General features: G+C 29.7%; 24 protein-coding genes. All 24 read left to right on the top strand.

The annotated features are described in order from the left end of the window. The 24 genes from AQ1685_RS01920 to AQ1685_RS01815 all read left to right on the top strand — a co-directional run bounded on the left by AQ1685_RS01920 (window position 1) and on the right by AQ1685_RS01815 (window position 17752). Entirely contained in the window at window positions 1-2010 is a 2010-nt protein-coding gene (locus AQ1685_RS01920) for a DNA methyltransferase (RefSeq protein ID WP_095069053.1), read from the top strand. A 272-nt stretch (window positions 2011-2282) separates the two neighbouring features. Further along, window positions 2283-2849: a hypothetical protein gene (locus AQ1685_RS01915; protein ID WP_095069052.1), complete on the top strand. Its 567-nt coding sequence runs from the start codon at window positions 2283-2285 to the stop codon at window positions 2847-2849. A 210-nt stretch (window positions 2850-3059) separates the two neighbouring features. Further along, on the top strand, window positions 3060-3569 hold the full coding sequence (locus tag AQ1685_RS01910; protein ID WP_095069051.1) for a hypothetical protein: 510 nt from the start codon (window positions 3060-3062) through the stop codon (window positions 3567-3569). Between the two features lie 176 nt (window positions 3570-3745). Continuing rightward, window positions 3746-4264 (top strand): hypothetical protein, encoded by a 519-nt coding sequence (locus AQ1685_RS01905; protein WP_095069050.1) that lies wholly within the window; start codon window positions 3746-3748, stop codon window positions 4262-4264. Window positions 4265-4412: 148 nt separating this feature from the next. Further along, window positions 4413-5132, top strand: a complete 720-nt coding sequence (locus AQ1685_RS01900; RefSeq protein ID WP_157730052.1) for a hypothetical protein — start codon at window positions 4413-4415, stop codon at window positions 5130-5132. A gap of 173 nt (window positions 5133-5305) precedes the next feature. After that, window positions 5306-5659, top strand: coding sequence for a DUF4160 domain-containing protein (locus AQ1685_RS01895; RefSeq protein WP_095069048.1), 354 nt, complete (start codon window positions 5306-5308; stop codon window positions 5657-5659). Beyond that, a complete protein-coding gene (locus AQ1685_RS01890; protein ID WP_095069047.1) occupies window positions 5656-5889 on the top strand; it encodes a hypothetical protein in 234 nt (77 codons plus the stop codon). Before AQ1685_RS01895 ends, AQ1685_RS01890 begins: the two co-directional genes overlap by 4 nt. A gap of 164 nt (window positions 5890-6053) precedes the next feature. Further along, window positions 6054-6659 (top strand): hypothetical protein, encoded by a 606-nt coding sequence (locus AQ1685_RS01885; protein ID WP_095069046.1) that lies wholly within the window; start codon window positions 6054-6056, stop codon window positions 6657-6659. A gap of 145 nt (window positions 6660-6804) precedes the next feature. After that, window positions 6805-7284, top strand: a complete 480-nt coding sequence (locus AQ1685_RS01880) for a hypothetical protein (protein WP_095069045.1) — start codon at window positions 6805-6807, stop codon at window positions 7282-7284. Window positions 7285-7438: 154 nt separating this feature from the next. Beyond that, window positions 7439-8008: a hypothetical protein gene (locus tag AQ1685_RS01875; RefSeq protein WP_157730051.1), complete on the top strand. Its 570-nt coding sequence runs from the start codon at window positions 7439-7441 to the stop codon at window positions 8006-8008. Between the two features lie 124 nt (window positions 8009-8132). Then, window positions 8133-8786: a hypothetical protein gene (locus AQ1685_RS01870; RefSeq protein WP_095069043.1), complete on the top strand. Its 654-nt coding sequence runs from the start codon at window positions 8133-8135 to the stop codon at window positions 8784-8786. 139 nt (window positions 8787-8925) lie between these two features. After that, window positions 8926-9255 carry a hypothetical protein gene (locus tag AQ1685_RS01865; protein ID WP_095069042.1) on the top strand — a complete coding sequence of 110 codons (330 nt, stop codon included), beginning with the start codon at window positions 8926-8928 and terminating at the stop codon, window positions 9253-9255. 145 nt (window positions 9256-9400) lie between these two features. After that, entirely contained in the window at window positions 9401-9724 is a 324-nt protein-coding gene (locus tag AQ1685_RS01860; protein WP_095069041.1) for a hypothetical protein, read from the top strand. Window positions 9725-10000: 276 nt separating this feature from the next. Beyond that, window positions 10001-10153, top strand: coding sequence for a hypothetical protein (locus AQ1685_RS01855; protein WP_157730050.1), 153 nt, complete (start codon window positions 10001-10003; stop codon window positions 10151-10153). Window positions 10154-10482: 329 nt separating this feature from the next. Next, window positions 10483-11100 (top strand): DNA topoisomerase subunit B, encoded by a 618-nt coding sequence (locus AQ1685_RS01850; RefSeq protein ID WP_095069040.1) that lies wholly within the window; start codon window positions 10483-10485, stop codon window positions 11098-11100. A gap of 165 nt (window positions 11101-11265) precedes the next feature. After that, window positions 11266-12480, top strand: a complete 1215-nt coding sequence (locus AQ1685_RS01845; protein WP_095069039.1) for a POT-type proton-dependent oligopeptide transporter — start codon at window positions 11266-11268, stop codon at window positions 12478-12480. 60 nt (window positions 12481-12540) lie between these two features. After that, window positions 12541-12939, top strand: coding sequence for a DUF7674 family protein (locus AQ1685_RS01840; protein WP_095069038.1), 399 nt, complete (start codon window positions 12541-12543; stop codon window positions 12937-12939). A gap of 174 nt (window positions 12940-13113) precedes the next feature. Beyond that, complete coding sequence (locus tag AQ1685_RS01835) at window positions 13114-13854, top strand: hypothetical protein (RefSeq protein ID WP_095069037.1); 741 nt, start codon at window positions 13114-13116, stop codon at window positions 13852-13854. 165 nt (window positions 13855-14019) lie between these two features. Continuing rightward, window positions 14020-14706, top strand: a complete 687-nt coding sequence (locus tag AQ1685_RS01830) for a hypothetical protein (RefSeq protein WP_095069036.1) — start codon at window positions 14020-14022, stop codon at window positions 14704-14706. Window positions 14707-14901: 195 nt separating this feature from the next. Then, window positions 14902-15666 (top strand): DUF2185 domain-containing protein, encoded by a 765-nt coding sequence (locus tag AQ1685_RS01825; RefSeq protein ID WP_095069035.1) that lies wholly within the window; start codon window positions 14902-14904, stop codon window positions 15664-15666. Window positions 15667-15822: 156 nt separating this feature from the next. Next, entirely contained in the window at window positions 15823-16263 is a 441-nt protein-coding gene (locus tag AQ1685_RS01820; protein ID WP_095069034.1) for a hypothetical protein, read from the top strand. Window positions 16264-16418: 155 nt separating this feature from the next. Continuing rightward, window positions 16419-16550: a hypothetical protein gene (locus tag AQ1685_RS20565; RefSeq protein ID WP_262509589.1), complete on the top strand. Its 132-nt coding sequence runs from the start codon at window positions 16419-16421 to the stop codon at window positions 16548-16550. 72 nt (window positions 16551-16622) lie between these two features. Next, window positions 16623-16751, top strand: coding sequence for a hypothetical protein (locus AQ1685_RS20560; protein ID WP_262509588.1), 129 nt, complete (start codon window positions 16623-16625; stop codon window positions 16749-16751). A 149-nt stretch (window positions 16752-16900) separates the two neighbouring features. Then, window positions 16901-17752, top strand: coding sequence for a mechanosensitive ion channel family protein (locus AQ1685_RS01815; protein WP_095069033.1), 852 nt, complete (start codon window positions 16901-16903; stop codon window positions 17750-17752). The last annotated feature ends 163 nt before the right edge of the window (window positions 17753-17915 follow it).

The raw sequence follows: 17915 nt of genomic DNA, 5'->3' as shown, positions 1-17915 counted from the left end.
ATGCCAATTAAATATATACCATACACACCAAATACCATAGAAGGTCAAGCAGTATTAGACAATATTACACGCACAAAACGTGTATTACGTTATCGAGAAAACAATGAAGTTTATAACCGTTTAGAGCGTGGTATGCCATACTACGAAGTAGAAACCGTTGAACAAGTAGGTGAATCTTCTGATAATTTAATTATGCGTGGTGAGTGTGTCTCAAATTGCGCATACCTAAAAGAACAAGGAATAAAAGTTGATTTGGTGTATATAGACCCACCTTTTGCCAGTGGTGTAGATTATGCAAAAAAAGTGTATTTGAGAAGAAACCCAAAATTGGCGGAAAAAATTAAAACCGCTAAAAAAGAACTTAATAGTGAAGATTTTAAATTTTTTGAAGAAAAAATGTATGGGGACATCTGGCAAAAAGAAGAATATCTAAACTGGATGTACGAGAATTTACAGGCTATAAGAAGCATAATGAATGAAAATGCATCCATTTATTTGCATTTAGACACTCACATTGGGCATTATGGAAAAATATTAATGGATGAAGTTTTTGGAGAAGATAATTTTATAAATCATATTTCGTGGATGAGGTCACACGCTCACGGTGATTCTGGTCAAGGCTCTTCTCATTTCGGAAGAGTCGTAGATATGATTTTTTATTACAGGTTAGGTTCTGAAGGTGTTTGGAATCCTCAATATCTTGATTATTCTGAAGAAACAATTAAAAGAGATTACAAGTACAAGGAAAAGGATGGAAGAAAGTATAGGTTGGCACCAGTAGATGGACCTGGTGGAGCTTCCAAGGGTAACCCTTATTATGAATTTGAAGGAATAAGTGGATATTGGCGATTTTCAAAAGAAAAAATGCAAAAATTATATGATGAAGGTATCGTTGTAAAAAGTAGTACAGGTAAGAGTTTAAGTCAAAAGAAATATTTAGATGAAGCTAAAGGAAAATCTGTTACCGATTTATGGGATGATGTCTATAGAGTGTCACCAACTTCTAATGAAAGAGTTGACTATGCAACTCAAAAGCCTGAAGCTCTTCTAACAAGGATTATTGAAACAAGTAGTAATGAAAAAATGATTGTGGCTGACTTCTTTGGAGGAAGTGGTGTAACAGCGAAAGTAGCTAATAAATTAGGTAGAAAGTTTATTCATTGCGATGTTGGTATAAATTCTATTCAAACAGTTAGAGACCGTTTAGTAGCCGAAAAAGCAAACTTTACTATAAAAGAAGTTAAAGATGGTGTAAACCTTTTTAGAAATCCGCAACAAACTATGGATAAATTAGCAACCCTTATTACAGGTTTGCAGACAAAAGTGGAAGGTGTTTCTAATTTTTGGTTAGGTGCTATTAACGATAGTAAATTAGGAACTGTTCCTGTATACGTCCCAGACTTAATAGACAGTCAACAAAAATTATTAGATATACCAACCATTAACCGTATTATAAATCAAGAAATACAAAATCTTTCAATTAATGCTAAAAAAGTAATTGTTTACTACATAGATATTGATGATGAAAAAGAACTGAAAAAATTCATCAAAGAAAATAATGCAACCACAACAGATGTTGAGTTAAAAGATTTAAAGAATCTTCTTCACGAAACTGTAGTAGATGATGAATTAGAATTTTCAATTACTGAAGGTAAGGGAGAATATACTGTATCAATCGATAAGTTTACAAGTGACAGATTGCAGCAAAAGATTAATGAGTTCAATGAAAAAGGAAACTTACAAGCAATAAACAAAGGAAAGAAATTCGACCCTATTAATATTAGCGAAGAAGGATTAGAGCTAATTGAATTAATCTCTTTAGACTGTAAAAATTCAGAGGGTGAATGGTTTAGTTCAACAGAAATAAAAATTGACAAATTAGGTTATGTCATTTACGATGGAGAGAAATCGAAAGACTTTTGGAATGGAAAAATTACATCAAAAGAAAAATCATTGAGAATTAAAGTTAGAAACATTAGTGGAGATGAATCGATTGTGAGTGTTGAATAAGCCAACGCACAAAGCCATACACATCTGCAATTCGCACCAGCCAAAGCTTAATCCAAAAATTGCAAAAGAGTATGTCTTTAGCCAACGCTGAATGACAATCTGAACGGAAAAAAGCCAGTGTACAACAACGTATATAAAAAATAGCGGTTTAATCGCTTAAACGTAACAAAATGAATAAATTAGAGGTCGGTTATAATCCGAAAAATTAGTGCATAAAATCCGCTACTTTTCATATACAAGACCGTTAGCCAAAATACAAAGCCATAAAAATTTTGATAGATATTGATAAGACTATAGATTCTCTAAACCTCTTAAAAGTTAGAGAAGCTGGAAATATTAACTACCAAAATATTTTCTTAGTTGGAGTTGCTTTAGGAGCTAAACTATTTTTAATTGATTTAGAAAGAAACTGGATACCTATTGAATTGATACTAGCTATCATTATAATAGTAACAATAATAATTACTCTAATTTACCGTAAATTCTATTCAAACAAACTAGGATTGATTTGGTCCAGTTTTCATAATTTAAGTATTGGAATAGTCGCTGTATATGCTTTTATGCTTAGCAATGATATTTTATCTAATGAACCAACAATAACAAAAAAATATAAGGTTTCTGAAATGAGACTTGTTCATGATACAAGCAAGAAAATAGGTATTTCTAGTAATTTAAAACCAAAAATAATTGTAGAGATTGATAATATAGATAGAGAATTTAAGCTTCATAGATCTAGATCAAAATATGCTACTCATACTCGTAAAGTAAATATTGGAATAAAAAAAGGATTTTGGGGATATGATATAGTAGAAAAGTTGAAACTTGACAACGAGGAATAAGTACTTTGGCTAACACTATATATACATCATGCGACTTAATCTTTTTGAGCTAATGTATGGTTTCTTTTTGCTAATCCGTGCATATAATTTTGATTAGTCGCTGGTTTGAATTAAGTTAGCGTCAAACAAAAAGATATGCACTCGTGCTACACCAGAAATTCCTTGAATTTCCGCTCGCACGAATGCATATATTCACCGTTGCCCATAATTATGAAAAAGACCTGTTTGCTTATTTTATTTATTACTTCATTAGTAGTTAGTTGTGCTAAAAAAACTATTTCGGAAAGATTTTTTGATGTTGAGAAACCTGACTTAATGTTTGGAGGAATGATAAAGTCCGCAAATCCATTTCAAATTGAGGGTGAGAATGGAAAAAGATACATTCGTGAAAAAGGTGGCGTTGGTGGAATAAACATAAAAATACCTGAATTAGAAAAACTGTATGGAGCAAATCAAATTGTAACTGACAGTACTAAAGCTATCCTAATTATCGACTTTCCATTAAATAAAATAATTGGATATGAAATAGAAAATAAAAATGGATTTAACAAAAAAGACCTGACAATTGAATTAAGCAAAGTCTATTCTGAAATATATACCCAAAAGCATAAATATGGAATATGTTGCGATAATCTAGAGGACTTGGAATTGACTAATATTTTAGTTTTCGAAGTCGGAAAACAGATTTATTTAGAAACAAAAGTTGAATCAAAAAAATAACTAAGGGCAACAAGGTGTATAATTAATTGCGGCTGAATTTCCTCAACGGAAATCCAATCTTATTAATTATCTTTCCGAAACAATGGAAAACGACTAGCGTCCTTTCCCGCAAAAAATCATACACAAATACGTTGTGCAACATTATGAAAAAACAGATTCTAATAATAATTTTATTCATGATTTCAAGCTCGACTTTTGCTTGTAGTTGTAAATGGGGTGGGAATTTTATAAAATCTTCTAAATATTCTGAAGCAATAATTAAAGCTAAAGTTATTGAAAAATTTTGGCATTTTGAAGATGGAAAAACCTTAAGTAGTAAGGAGAGTTTTGGAGATTATTTAATCAAAACCGACAAAGAATATTATCAATCAATAAAAGTTGAAGTTATTCAGTTAATAAAAGGACAAGAAGAACGCAAAACTTTTGAAATTTATGGAAGTAATGGAGTTGATTGTCGAGAAAGCATTCATCTATTTAAAATTAACAAAGTCTATATTTTCGGAATTTACAAAACTCAAAAAACTGAGTACAGTCAACCTAATGAAGACGAAAATGATTATGCTATTGGTGGATGTTCGGAAAAGTGGCTAGAATACTTACCTGAAACGAACGAGGTTAAAGGCTATATAAAAGGAAAAAATAGAAGAAAGAAAATTAAATATAGTTACGAAAAACTTCTAAAAAAAATAACGTAGCACAACAAAATGTATAGTTAATTGCTTGCGGATTTAATCCTTCGGACTAAATCTCGCAAAACCAAAAGTCCATCACTTTTAATTAACTTTACAACAAAAAAATCGCAAATAACAATACACAAAACGTTGGCAACCATATAACAAAACAATGAAATTAATCAATATCCTTATTATTTTTCTTTTGACTATTAGTTGCACTCAAAACAAAGCTATTTTTGAATTTAACAGGGTCTTAGGAAAAGAAAATGGTAAAACTCTAAAATTACTCACTAAAAACTTCGAAAATAATTTCCTGAAAAATCATTATCCTAATTCTGAATTGACTCAGTCCTATAAAAAATTCTTAATTGATTATGAAAAAGGGGAATTTAAAGATTTACCATACTTTTTACCTAAAAAAAATATAGATGATTTTAATCATAGTAACTTAAAAAAGGAAATATATTATCACCCAGATTCAGTTTGGGTTTTAAAAAACAGCACATACGATAAGGTGGAAGAAGATTCTTTATTATTTCTTGATGTAAATAAACCATATATTAAATTAAGAAAAAAGAATTTATTTTTTAGTGAGGCTAATAAAATAGTTTATGACTACGAAAGACATTATGTTCATATTGATTCTACAACTAATATCGATTCATTAATTAATAAAACAATGAATTTAAGATATAGAAACCTTTATGATGGAAAATATATCCAAGCAATAGGAAGTATTAGAGAATTAAATGAGTTCTATGAACTATTTTATAGTACAAAAATAATAATAGGTTTTGGTAAAAGAGAAGTTTTCAACTTGATTAAGGAAAAAGGAAATTTGAATAATGAATTAGTAAGGCAATTAATTATTATAGAATTTGTATTATAAATTAGATTAGAGAATAAAAACGGTAGCCAACAAAATGTATTATTAATTGCTTACGGATTTTTCCTTCGGACAAATCTCGCAAAACCAAAAGTTCACAACCTTTTAATTAACTTTACAATCAAAAAGCGCAAATAACAATACACGAAACGTTGTGCAACATTTGAAAAAACCGTATGTCCGAAAATACTCTTGAAAAAATTTTAGCAGATTTACTTCTAAATTATATGGAATTAAGTGAAACGGAAATTGATTTTTTACTTCAGAATTCTGATTACAATTTTAAAGAACGGATTACGACAATTAAGAATTTGAAAATAATTATATACTCAAACGACCATAATCCACCTCATTTTCACGTAATTTCAAACGATTATAAGATTAATGCCAAATTTTTAATCGAAAATGGTGAGTTATTAAGCGGCGAAATGAAAAGTAAAGATTTAAAAAGAATCAGAGCTTTTTATGAAAGCCCGAAAACCAAAATGGTTATGGAAAAGATTTGGAATAAGAAAAATAAAAATACATGAAGCAACAAGAAGCGGAACAAAAAGCGAATGAATTAATTGAAGTGTTAAGACCTAAATATTCGGATTTAGTTGCTCACGTTGACATTGTTGATGGAACGGATGATATTGTAATCTCGTTCTTTTGGAATAGAATTAGTGTGGAACAGTGGAATGACGCAAAAACATTTAAATGTAAAGCTAAAGATTATCAAACAGTCGTTGACACGAAAATAATTCCGTTCTTTAAATAAAAAACGTTACACAACAATGTATAACCGCAATTACGGCGGATTCGACTACGTCCGAATCCACTCGGAATTGCTAAAGTCTTTGCTAAACCGAAAATTATTAACTTTAAAACCGTAACTGACGGTTATACGAGACCGTTGTACAACATTTCATAATCACTAAAAAAATGCAGAAAGAAAAAGATAAGTTTGAATTTGTTTATGTTGAAAGCGATGGAACTATTCGTGAATTGGATAATACAGACATTGAATATCTACAAACTGAATTTGAACCATTTGATGGAGCTAGACCATATATTAAAAGTGATTATAAGCAATTGACACCTGACAAAAAGATTTCAGGATTTCTCCATAGAAATAATATCCCTAGAGACATTAAAGTAATAAATACCAATTTGAGGTATGCAGAAATTAGATTTCCAATTCGAATTCATGATTCAAATCAAGCAATCGCATTATCAGTCGGAGTTTATAGCATTAACGTTCTTGGTGGGTGGAGTGTTTTTCTTGGTAACTTTTCAATCTTATTAATAAATAAGAAAGGTAGAGAAGTAATAATACCGAAAGTTACAAATTGGAGAATTCAATCATATGAGCTTGGTGAAAGAGCTAAAAGAATAATGACATTTGAAATTAAAGAACCTGGAGTTTATTTTATTGAATTTAAAAATCCAAAGGATTTAAAAGTAAGACGTTCAAATTTATTTCTAATGAAATTATTTGAAAACGAAATACCTAATAATGAATTGAATATTTGGATTGATAAAAAATGAAAAACATTGTACAACAAAATGTATAATTAATTGCTTGCAGATTTATTCCTTCGGACAAATCTCGCAATACCAAAAGTTCAATCCATTTAATTAACTTTACAATCAAAAAATCGCAAATAACAATACACGAAACGTTGCCCACAATATGAAAAAAACGATTCCTTTAATATTTAGCTTTCTGATTTTAACAAGTTTTGTTGGAATTTCAATTGGAAATTTACTTCCGACTGAAAAGCAAAGTGTGGAAAAAATATTCGCTAATGACCGAATTGAAATACGAATCACAAATCATGGCGGATTTAGAGCAAACGTAATCGGAATTAGTAAACTGACTATAAAACGGAAAAACAACGGAAAGGAATATCGAATTAAATACAGTGATAAACTGGACGGAAAAAAATCTGAATTTAAAATCACTCAAGTCGAATTTGAAGAGCTGAAAAATATTTTTCTTGATTTAGTCAAAGTAAATGACTCTAAAAAAATTCTGAACGGAGATTGTGTGATTATAGATAAAAATTACGAATTGAAAAGTCGCGGATTGAAAATGATAATAAAACCAAATAAAAATTCATCGGAATTATTTGCACTCGATGGTTGGATTTATAAATCAGAACGTGAATAAAATACTGTGGGCAACAATGTATAACCGCAATTACGGCGGATTCGACTACGTCCGAATCCACTTGAAATCTCTTAAGTTTGTGCTAAACCGAAAATAATCGCTAACTTTTCCCGTAAAAGACAGTTACACGAAACCGTTGCCAACAATGCCGAAAATGAAACTGCTGAAAGAAAAGAATAACGATAATCCAAATTTCATCCTCAATTGCGAAAAAATAATTCAGAATCGAATTAACATTTGGAATCCAACTGATATTTTCGTGAATCGAATAGATAATTGGTTTGATGAAAAATGGTTGGAGTTTTCTGGAACAACAATGTCTGGATTGTCAATTTGGAAAGGAGAAACAACAATTCCACCTTTTCATCCAAATCGAGTTGAATTTTCCGACTTTTATCAAAAAATAGCTGAACATTATGTGCAAAAGGAAAATCCAAAAATTTTACACATTTACCAAAAGAGCAAGGACAATCTGAAAAGATATATTTCGGGATTTACTAACAACGGACTTTTTATTTGGTACAGTGGAAATTCAAAAGTGAATGATGTTGAAACATTAATGTGTTATTTATTTAGAGAGTCGGAATGTCACCCGTTCTTTATCACATTGAACGGAAAAAAAGAATGGAACGTTTCCCAAGCAAAAGGAATCTTAATAAAGGAAATACAATCAATAATTGAGAGTGAACTGAATGAAAAGCACAGTTGGCAACAACGTGTATAATTAATTGCTTACGGATTTATCCTTCGGACAAATCTCGCAAAACAAAAAGTCCATCACTTTTAATTAACTTTACAATTAAAAATCGCAAATAACAATACACAAAACGTTAGCAACAAGCTGAAAAATGAAACCGCAAACAATCCTTTTTGTTTTAATTTTAATTACAACCTCTTGTGCTACACAAAAAGAATTTCCGAGAACATATGGAAACTACTGTTCGGAAATAACTCTTAACCCGAATAAGACATTTGAATACAGAGAAGCTTGTACTGGTTTGGGAGGTGAATTCATTCGAAAGGGAACTTGGAGACAAGGAATCGCAGACACCATTCTATTAAATACATACGAACAACCAAAAATTGCAAAGACTACTTACAAGGGAAAAGTAAATCCGAATATGAATGGAAAAATTAAAATACAGGTTTCAGACAAAGATGGAGCTTTAGGATATGTAAATATTCTGATAAATGATAAGACACTTGGAATTGGTGCAAATGATAAAGGATTTGGAATATTTCAATCAGAAATGTTAAAAAATGTTACTTACAATTTCTTAGGTCAAGAAGAGACGATTCAAATCGACAATCCAAATTATAATGAAATTGAAATACTGATTCGTGATTTAGATACCGATATAGTCCCGAATTATTTTACGGATATGCCATTTGTCGTTACTAAAAATAAAATTGTTCTTTATCCTAATGACAAGGAAAAAAGGTATGAGAAAAAGCGAATTAAAAAGAAAAGAAAAATAAAGCCAGTTGCTAACAATGTATAACCGCAATTACGGCGGATTCGACTACGTCCGAATCCACTCGGAATTGCTAAAGGTCAGTTATTTTTTACTAAATTTAGTGCAAAACAAACCGTAACTGACGGTTATACGAAACCGTTGGCATACATTAAAACAAATCATAGTGGAGATTAATTACGAAAGTATAATTCAACTTCTAAAACTGGAATCTAACAAAGTCATAGAAAAACTTCGAATAAATAACACTTCAGAATTAATAAATGAAAAAAAGAATATTGAAAATGGAATAAAATGGCTGAAAAAGGGAATGGAAAACCAAATAGACCCAAACTTGAATATAATTACTATTCCTGAACAAATTACGAAAACACCATCTTCTGAATATCGATTAATAGAAGATCACGAATCTGATGATAAAAAATATTGGACTGAAGTTAAACTTAATAATGCTGAATTGAGACCAATGTCAGGAGATTTCTTGATTATGAAATAAACGTATGCTAACAATGTATAACCGCAATTACGGCGGATTCGACTACGTCCGAATCCACTCGGAATTACTAACTTCAGTACTAATCCAAAATAATCGCTAATTTAACCCGTAACCGACGGTTATACGAGACCGTTGTAAAACATTTATGCATAAAATAGTTTTCATTTTAATAGTATTTGTCTTTGATTTTTCATACGCTCAATCTGATGTGTTTATTGAATTAATTAAGATTGAAAAAACTGAATATGATATTATAATACATAATAATTCTAAAAAAGACATTATGCTTTTTTTACCTGAAAAGATAGACTGTATAAATGTTCCGATCTATACCTTTGGGCTTATGAGTGAGTCGTTGAATGAAGGAGGTAACTGTATCGTTTATAAATCTAAATGTAATTCTGTTAGAAATATAAATAGAGATGATTTCGTTTTAATAAAAAAAGGAAATAAAAAAAATATACATTAGATACAGATTCTACATTATGTGATAACGAAGAAATAAGAGTAGTATACAAGCCTATAAATTTAAAGATTTTAGAAGGGGATATTTACAAACATTTTTTCGGATATCACCCTAAAAAAGAAAGAATTACTATAAAACGTTTGATAGAAAAAACTTTTAAAGAAAAAATAGTGAGCAATAAAATACGGCCACAAATAAACCTAGCTCTTTTTGGTAAAATCAAGAATTAAATAATTCACTAACAATAAACGTTTTACAATTTACCCTTTTTATAATCATTTGATTAAATATAGAATAGAAATTGATAATACATTAAGACATAATAGTGGTGTTTTAATGGCTAGTAGTTTAGGATTTATATCTACTATCTCTCCCGTAAATGAATTAAATAATGAATTCTATAATAAAGTCAAAAAAGTAGATCAATATTGATTTGAGATCATTAACCCTAAAGGACTTGAGTTTAAAGAAGACGTACTAATCTAACACTATGGATTACCTAAAGATGATTAGATACAATAGATATAGACAATTGGTAGAAAAACGTTTTACAACACTATATATGCATCATGCGGGGTAATATTTTTGAGCGAATGTATGGTTTCTTTTTGCTAAGCCGTGCATATAATTTTGATTAGTCGCTGGTTTGAATTAAGTTAGCGTCAAACAAAAAGATATGCACTCGTGCTCCACCAGAAATTCCCTGAATTTCCGCTCGCACGAATGCATATATTCACCGTTGTGAGTAATTGAAGAGCACCATGAAAAAGAAATATACAGAAGATAACATTCAAGCTCTTGAAGCTGGAGAACACGTCAGAATGAGACCTAAAATGTATTTTGAAAAGTGTTTTTCAGAAAACTCACTTGATTCTCTACCTTTTGAGGTTTTATGTCACGCTTTCGATGAATATTTTGATGGAAATTGTAATGAAATAGAATTGACTATTTGGAAAAATTCCTTTTCCCTTAAATACAACGCAGGAATGCCACTTTCTGTGAGATATGAAGACCTGACAAACGCAGAAATAATAATGACAAAAATCGGTGCTTGTTCGAATCTGAAAAAGCATTTAGCTGTTGGTCAAGAATTTTGTAGTTTAGGAATGGCAACCATTAATTTTGCATCTGAAAAATGCAAATTAACAACTGTTTGGCAAAACCAAAAAGGAACTTTTGAATTTGAAAATGGAAAGCTAAAAGCAAAGAACATTGAATCTTCTGAAAGTAAAAGTTCTTGGACTGAAATAATTGTTGAACCGAACAAATTGCTTTTCGAAAATTTAGAATTTACTTCAAAAGGGATTAAAGAAAAAGCTAATGAAATCAACAAAAGATTGACTGATTTGAATTTAGTAATAATTGATAAAATTAAATAAAACAACTACTCACAACAATGGCTATAAGTAATTGCTTGTTCCCGACTACTTCTGAAAATCCTCGCGGATTTTCAGCTTGGTGTGTACTTGCAAAGTTACGTGCTAACCCACGCAACTACTCATAGCCGAGACCGTTGTAGGTAATTCACCAAAGCAATAAACTGGATGGAAAAAATTCAAAATCAGAAACACACAAAAGAAACTCTCTACTACTCTATTTCCAGAATGTTGGAAAGAGCATCTTATTATGGTTTGAGAGCTCTTGTGGTTCTCTATATGGTTGGAGAGATACTGAAAATGGAAAGAACTGAAGCATTAAGCATTTATGGTTGGTTTACAGCTTCATTAGTGTTTTCTCAAATCGTTGGAGCTCTTTTTGGAGACTTACTAATCGGAAATAAAAAATCAATAATAATTGGTGGAATTATTCAAGCAATTGGAGCTTTTAGTTTGTGCATCCCTTCCACAATTGGACTTTATTTAGGTTTATTTCTTATCGTTTTAGGAAGTGGATTTTTTACACCAAATATCATCTCAAATTTTGGAAAGACTTATCTAAATAAGACTAAACTATTAGATTCAGGATTTACAATATTTTATCTAGCAATAAATCTAGGTTCATTTTTGGGCATATTATTAATTGGTTATTTAGGAGAAAAATATGGCTACAATATTGGATTCGTTATATCTGGAATATTAATGCTAATCTCAATAATTCCTATCTTTCTTTCAAAGGAAAAAGGATTGGATGAAATTGAGAAAAATAAGTTTTCAATAAGTAAAAGAATTTTAAACATATTAATTGCATTTATTGTTGTTGGTTTATTTTGGGGGCTTTACGAACTATCAAGTATTCGAACTTTTGACTTACAATTACAATTGAGCGAAATATCGACTTTAGATATCCCAAGTTATTTATGGCAATCTCTTAATTCAATTTTCATTTTACCAATTAGTATAATCGCTATTGTTTTGTGGACTTATTTCTACAGCAGTCAATTCTTTAAATTAATGCTTGGATTTATTTTTGGAGCAATCTCATTCGGAATATTATTTGTAATTCCAGAAGTGCCAACTGAACAGAATACAATAATATACTTGTTTTCTTTGCTGTTTCTCGCAATTTCAGAGATTCATATTGCACCAATAATTCATTCGATTTTGACAAAATATTCCAATCCAAAATATTTAGCAATTTTAATTAGCTTGGCATTTTTACCGACAAAATTAATTTCTCTAATTTTTGGTTTGTTTAATGACAAGTTATACGACAATCCTATGTTAGGACTGAAAATTGGAATTGTTGGAATGACAATTATTGGAATTGGAATGATTGGATATGTAATAATTAATAGAAAAACTACCTACAACAATGTGTAAAGTGCATAGCTTCCTATCGTCAGCTACGACACCTTACACTAGACGTTGGCAAACATTAAAATGGATCAAAAAGAAATCAAATATTCAGAATTTTATGAATTGGTCTTTAAAAGTCTACCGAATTTTCGAAAAATAAAGGTTTTTGACGAATACAAAGACGAAATAAACGACGGTTTCTCTGCCATTGTTATATTATCGGAATTAGCAAGAAAAATGATGAGAGAAACTGAAAATGGAAATGAAAAAGTAGCTGATAAATTATTTGGAATAGTTGAGAAGGTTTTAGTGGATTTTCCTAACTCTGGGATTGCCTCTTTGATTGGAACTGATTTCATTGTGAGTATTTTGGAATACCCAATGGAAAAGGAATTAAAAATTAGCATTTTGAAAAAAATGGGGAAAGAAACACTAAGATGTTACGAAATTTCTAAAAAAGGTTACAGAGAAATATTTAAATAAAATAATTTGCCAACAAAATGTATTATTAATTGCTTGCGGATTTATTCCTTCGGACTAAATCTCACAAAACCAAAAATTCACCACTTTTAATTAACTTTACAAACAAAAAACGCAAATAACAATACACAAAACGTTACCTACCATTACCAAACAGAAATCTGAACCTGTAATGAAATGAAAACTGAAAAAATTGCACGACCTGAAAGAATTGAAATATTTACTTCTGCACAATTGACAATTCCAAGTAAAAATTTTGAAGAAAATCCAGAAGTAATGGAAATGTCAGTATTAATTGAAATTGCGAGAATTGAAGATGAAGATAATGTAAATCCTCATAAGATTTTATATGAAGTAAGAAATGAACTAAATGCATTGAATCAAAATATTATTGACGATTTAATAAATCAATATGAGTTTCTCTCTTGTAGAATATCAAAATTGAGTAGATTATCTGAAACAATAAATAAACAACTGGAAAGTATTTATAATTTTTATTTAAAGAAAAATGAAATAGCAGAGATTGTTGAAAGAAATAGTAAATGTAAAGAATTAAAAAAATACCTTTTAAATGGTAATTTAACATTCAATCAACTAAGAAACATTTTGAGTTGTATAATTAAAACTGACAAGATATTTCATCAAATAAACGAACTGAATAACTCTGAAAAAAGAAAAAGCTTCACAAAAAAATTACATAATTACATTTACGACAGAGATTGTTATACTCACGGTTTTTTATCATTTTTATTTCCAAATTTCACACCTGTTTTAGAAGTAAAACCACCAAATGAAAAATCACACCATATAGTCATAAGTGAAAAAGTAATAATAGATAATATGAAACTACATAAAGAGCTACGAAAAATATTAGAAAAAATATCCCTCATTAGTCAAGGGCTTGAAATTAAACAATAAATTTATTATGGATTAAATACGGTAGCTAACAAAATGTATAGTTAACTGCTTGCGGATTTAATCCTTCGGACTAAATCTAGCAAAACCAAAAGTTCATCTCTTTTAATTAACTTTACAATCAAAAAATCGCAAATAACAATACACAAAACGTTAGGCATAATTTAAATGGAACAAATAACCTCAATAGTATCTGAACTTGAAAATATAGTTTCACAATTAAGCAATGAAGCTAAGAAAAGCATATTAATGGAAAATAAAGGTTTGAAACACATTCTTTATGGCTTGCCTAATTATTTCCATCCCATTTCTTATGAGATTAATTTATTTGAAAAAAAATTTGACACTAAACTTTCTGTAGAGCTAAAGAAAGTATTAGAAATTGTTGGTTCAAAAGGATATTCATTCCTCGATTTATTTAACCACAATATAGCTTCATATTATCCTGTTGAATCTTTTTTTTCAGAGGACTTTCTAATAAAACTAATTCAAAATGGAGTTAGTAAATCTGAAATAGAAGAAGGTTATTACGATAAAGAAAGTAAGACATTTAATTCAAAGAGAATTGAAGAAATTTACACTAGTTCTAATGAAAAAGAAAATCTACTAATTGATTATATATCATTCGATGAATGTTGTGGAGGAAGGTCTCTTTTAATTTTAAACGGACCAGATGAAAATATGATAACATATGATAATCACGGATCTTATAAAGAATTTATTTACGAGAATGACACTTATGAATACGAAACATATCTTTACAATTCTAAAACCAAAACTATTTTTGATATGATTTATAATGAGATCAATCAAATAGTAATAAGTCTAAAAAATAGAAATACGATTAGTGCATGAGAATGATTTTGAGTTTCATCTTATACTCTAGGAATTAAAAAACAATGCCTAACAACGTGTATAATTAATTGCTTGCGGATTTATTCCTTCAGACTAAATCTCGTAAAACCAAAAGTCCATCGCTTTTAATTAACTTTATAAACAAAAAATCGCAAATAACAATACACAAAACGTTATGCTTCATTAAAAAAAACAATGAGAATATTTAGCAGAAAAAAGAAAAAGGAAGAAAATTTTGATGACTTTCCGTCCATTGGAGGCTTAATGGTTTCAAAAATGGTTTCAGAAGAAGAAAAGAAACCGCTTTTTATGTATAGAGAAAAAAGAACTAGACCAGAGGATAGTGGTTGGAGAATATTTTCGGGATATGAATCTCAAGATTATACCAATACCCCAAACAATGTTGGAATATATAACCCATCAACAATTTTGAAAATTGACTCTAGTATAAAAGAGCTATTACTAAAAGGTGTCGGTTCCGTTTTTGAGAGAGAAAATGATAAATCAAGCTGGTATGAAGTGGATGATTATGAATTAGAAGATGATTACCTAACCAAACACAGATTGACTGAAAATTGGATTCTAGAAATAAATAATTTATTTGAACGAATAAAGGAAGAGAGCGGAGATTTGCTTTATACAACTGGTGACAAGTCATTAAGAATAGCAATATGGGATGAAAGAGGTAAAAACCGACAACAGATTTTTGAAGAACATCAACAGCAAATCAATAATCGAGACGAATCCAATGCTAAGACTCTAGACACTTTCGATTTTTCAGATGACTTTGTCAAACGAATTGGTTATGAAATACAGGAACAAGATGAAAATAAAAAGTACAATGTTATCTATGCTTTTTCATTGATAGACGAAGAAATTCTTCAAATGGCTTTTTATTTTGATAACGAAAAGGATAAAAGTTGGGCTATTGAAACTTGGAAAAAAATAAAAACTGAATAGAAACGAAAGCATAACAAAATGTATAGTTAATTGCTTACGGATTTAATCCTTCGGACTAAATCTCGCAAAACCAAAAGTTCAGCGCTTTTAATTAACTTTACAATCAAAAAATCGCAAATAACAATACACAAAACGTTGTTATTAATTTGAAAAACTTTGAAAACAGATTTGACTAAAAGATATTTAAGTAAAAGACCTAAGAATATATTTTGGCTTTCATTATTAGGAATTCCTTATTTGATTTGGATGTACTCAATTGGAATTGAACTAAATAAAAAGAACACGAAATCCAGCAGAATGAATAAAATTCTACTGAATATTCTTGTCGGATATCCAACTTTTTATTTGATTAGTGTATGGATTTTAATACTTACTGGAAATATAAATATGGAAAAAACTTTACCATTCCATTTTGCCGCAATGTTCAATATCTTATTACTGATGATTTTGACTTCTAGAACAATAATAAAATTTGAAAAAAGAGAAAGGTTAAAAGAATCGAATGGAATTGGACTCTTTTTCGGGATTTGGTATTACTTTATTGGAATTTGGTATATCCAACCGAAAATGAACGATTATATTAAAAGAGTTGAATAAAAAACGTATTACAACAATGTATAACCGCAATTACGGCGGATTTGACTACGTCCGAATCCACTCGGAACTGCTAAAGCTTGTGCTAAAACGAAAATAATCGTTAATTTAACCCATAACTGATGGTTATACGAGACCGTTGTGTACAATAATAAAAAATGGCAATACCTAAAAAAGGAACAAGAAAAATAGATGTTGATGGATTAAAATTTAGATGGCTGATTCGAAAAAAAGCAACCTACACTCAATCGGTTTACGGAATTGGAAAATTACATGTTGCTATTGAGTAGGAGCAAAACCCAGGTACGAACTTATTTATCTGTACAGACAGAAAACATCCGAATGATATAGAAACTGAGATAGTGAATCCTATAACGCCGCATGATATTTCAAATTGGATTAAGCAAGCTTTTGAATTGGGCTGGAAACCTTCTAAAAATGGAAATCCATTTCGAACTAGAATTGTGAACAATAAAATAGAAGCTGAATAAAATTACTGCACATAACAAAATGTATTATTAACTGCTTATGCATTTAATCCTTCGGACTAAATCTCGCAAAACCAAAAGCTCACCACTTTTAATTAACTTTACAATTAAAAGTTTCAGTTAAATATTAAGATTATATAATATATCTAAAAATGGAAAAACAGCTAGATTCAGCTTGGTCAAAATTATTAAATAAACTTGCAAGTTGGTTTGATTCACTTATTTTGAATCTTCCAAACATGTTAATTGCTCTTTTAGTATTTGTATTGGCATACTGGTTTTCAAGGCATTTGAAAAGTCTTGCGAACAAATATCTAAAAAAACTTATAAAACAGCCATCAATTAGAGATTTAGTGACAACAGTACTTTCTGTAATTATAATTATTCTCGGGACTTTTCTAGCACTATCTATACTGAATTTAGATGGAACTCTTAAATCTTTATTAGCAGGAGCAGGTGTCGCTGGACTTGCTATTAGTTTAGCATTACAAGGCACGCTTTCAAATACATTCTCTGGAATATTTATTGCTATAAAAGACGAAATGAACATAGGTGATTGGGTTGAGACTAATGGTTTTTCTGGAAGAGTAACTGAAATTGGTTTACGTAATACAAAAATTAAGGAAGCAGACAATAATATAGTGGTCGTTCCTAATAAACTGATTTTAGACCAACCATTTAAAAATTATGGACTTACGAAAAGGATAAGAACAACCATAACTTGTGGAGTAGGATATGAATCAGATCTTAAGAATGTAAAAAAAATTTCCGTCAAAGCTATTAAAGAATTATTTCCTCCTAGTACTGAAGAATCTATCGAATTCTATTTTACAGATTTTGGGGATAGTTCTATAGACTTTCTTTTAAGGTTTTGGGTAGACGCACAAGAAAACCTAACTGCATTAGAAGTAAAAAGTGAAGCAGTTATGAAAATAAAAGAAGTATTTGATAACAACAATATCAATATACCTTTTCCAATTCGAACTATAATTAATAAAAATTGATTTTCTACTGACCAAAACCACACAATTGAATCATAAACAAAATAACATCTAATATTTTATTAATACTTATTAAGTATTATAAATGAATATAAGTTTTAATCTTGACAATACTTAAATCTCAAACGGAAGTGAACTTGAAACTGAAAGTAGAAATATAATAGCA

Source organism: Tenacibaculum jejuense, from assembly GCF_900198195.1.
GTDB lineage: Bacteria > Bacteroidota > Bacteroidia > Flavobacteriales > Flavobacteriaceae > Polaribacter > Polaribacter jejuensis.
The sequence above is the reverse complement of the archived record's forward strand: the minus strand, read 5'-3'. Positions and strand labels throughout refer to the sequence as shown.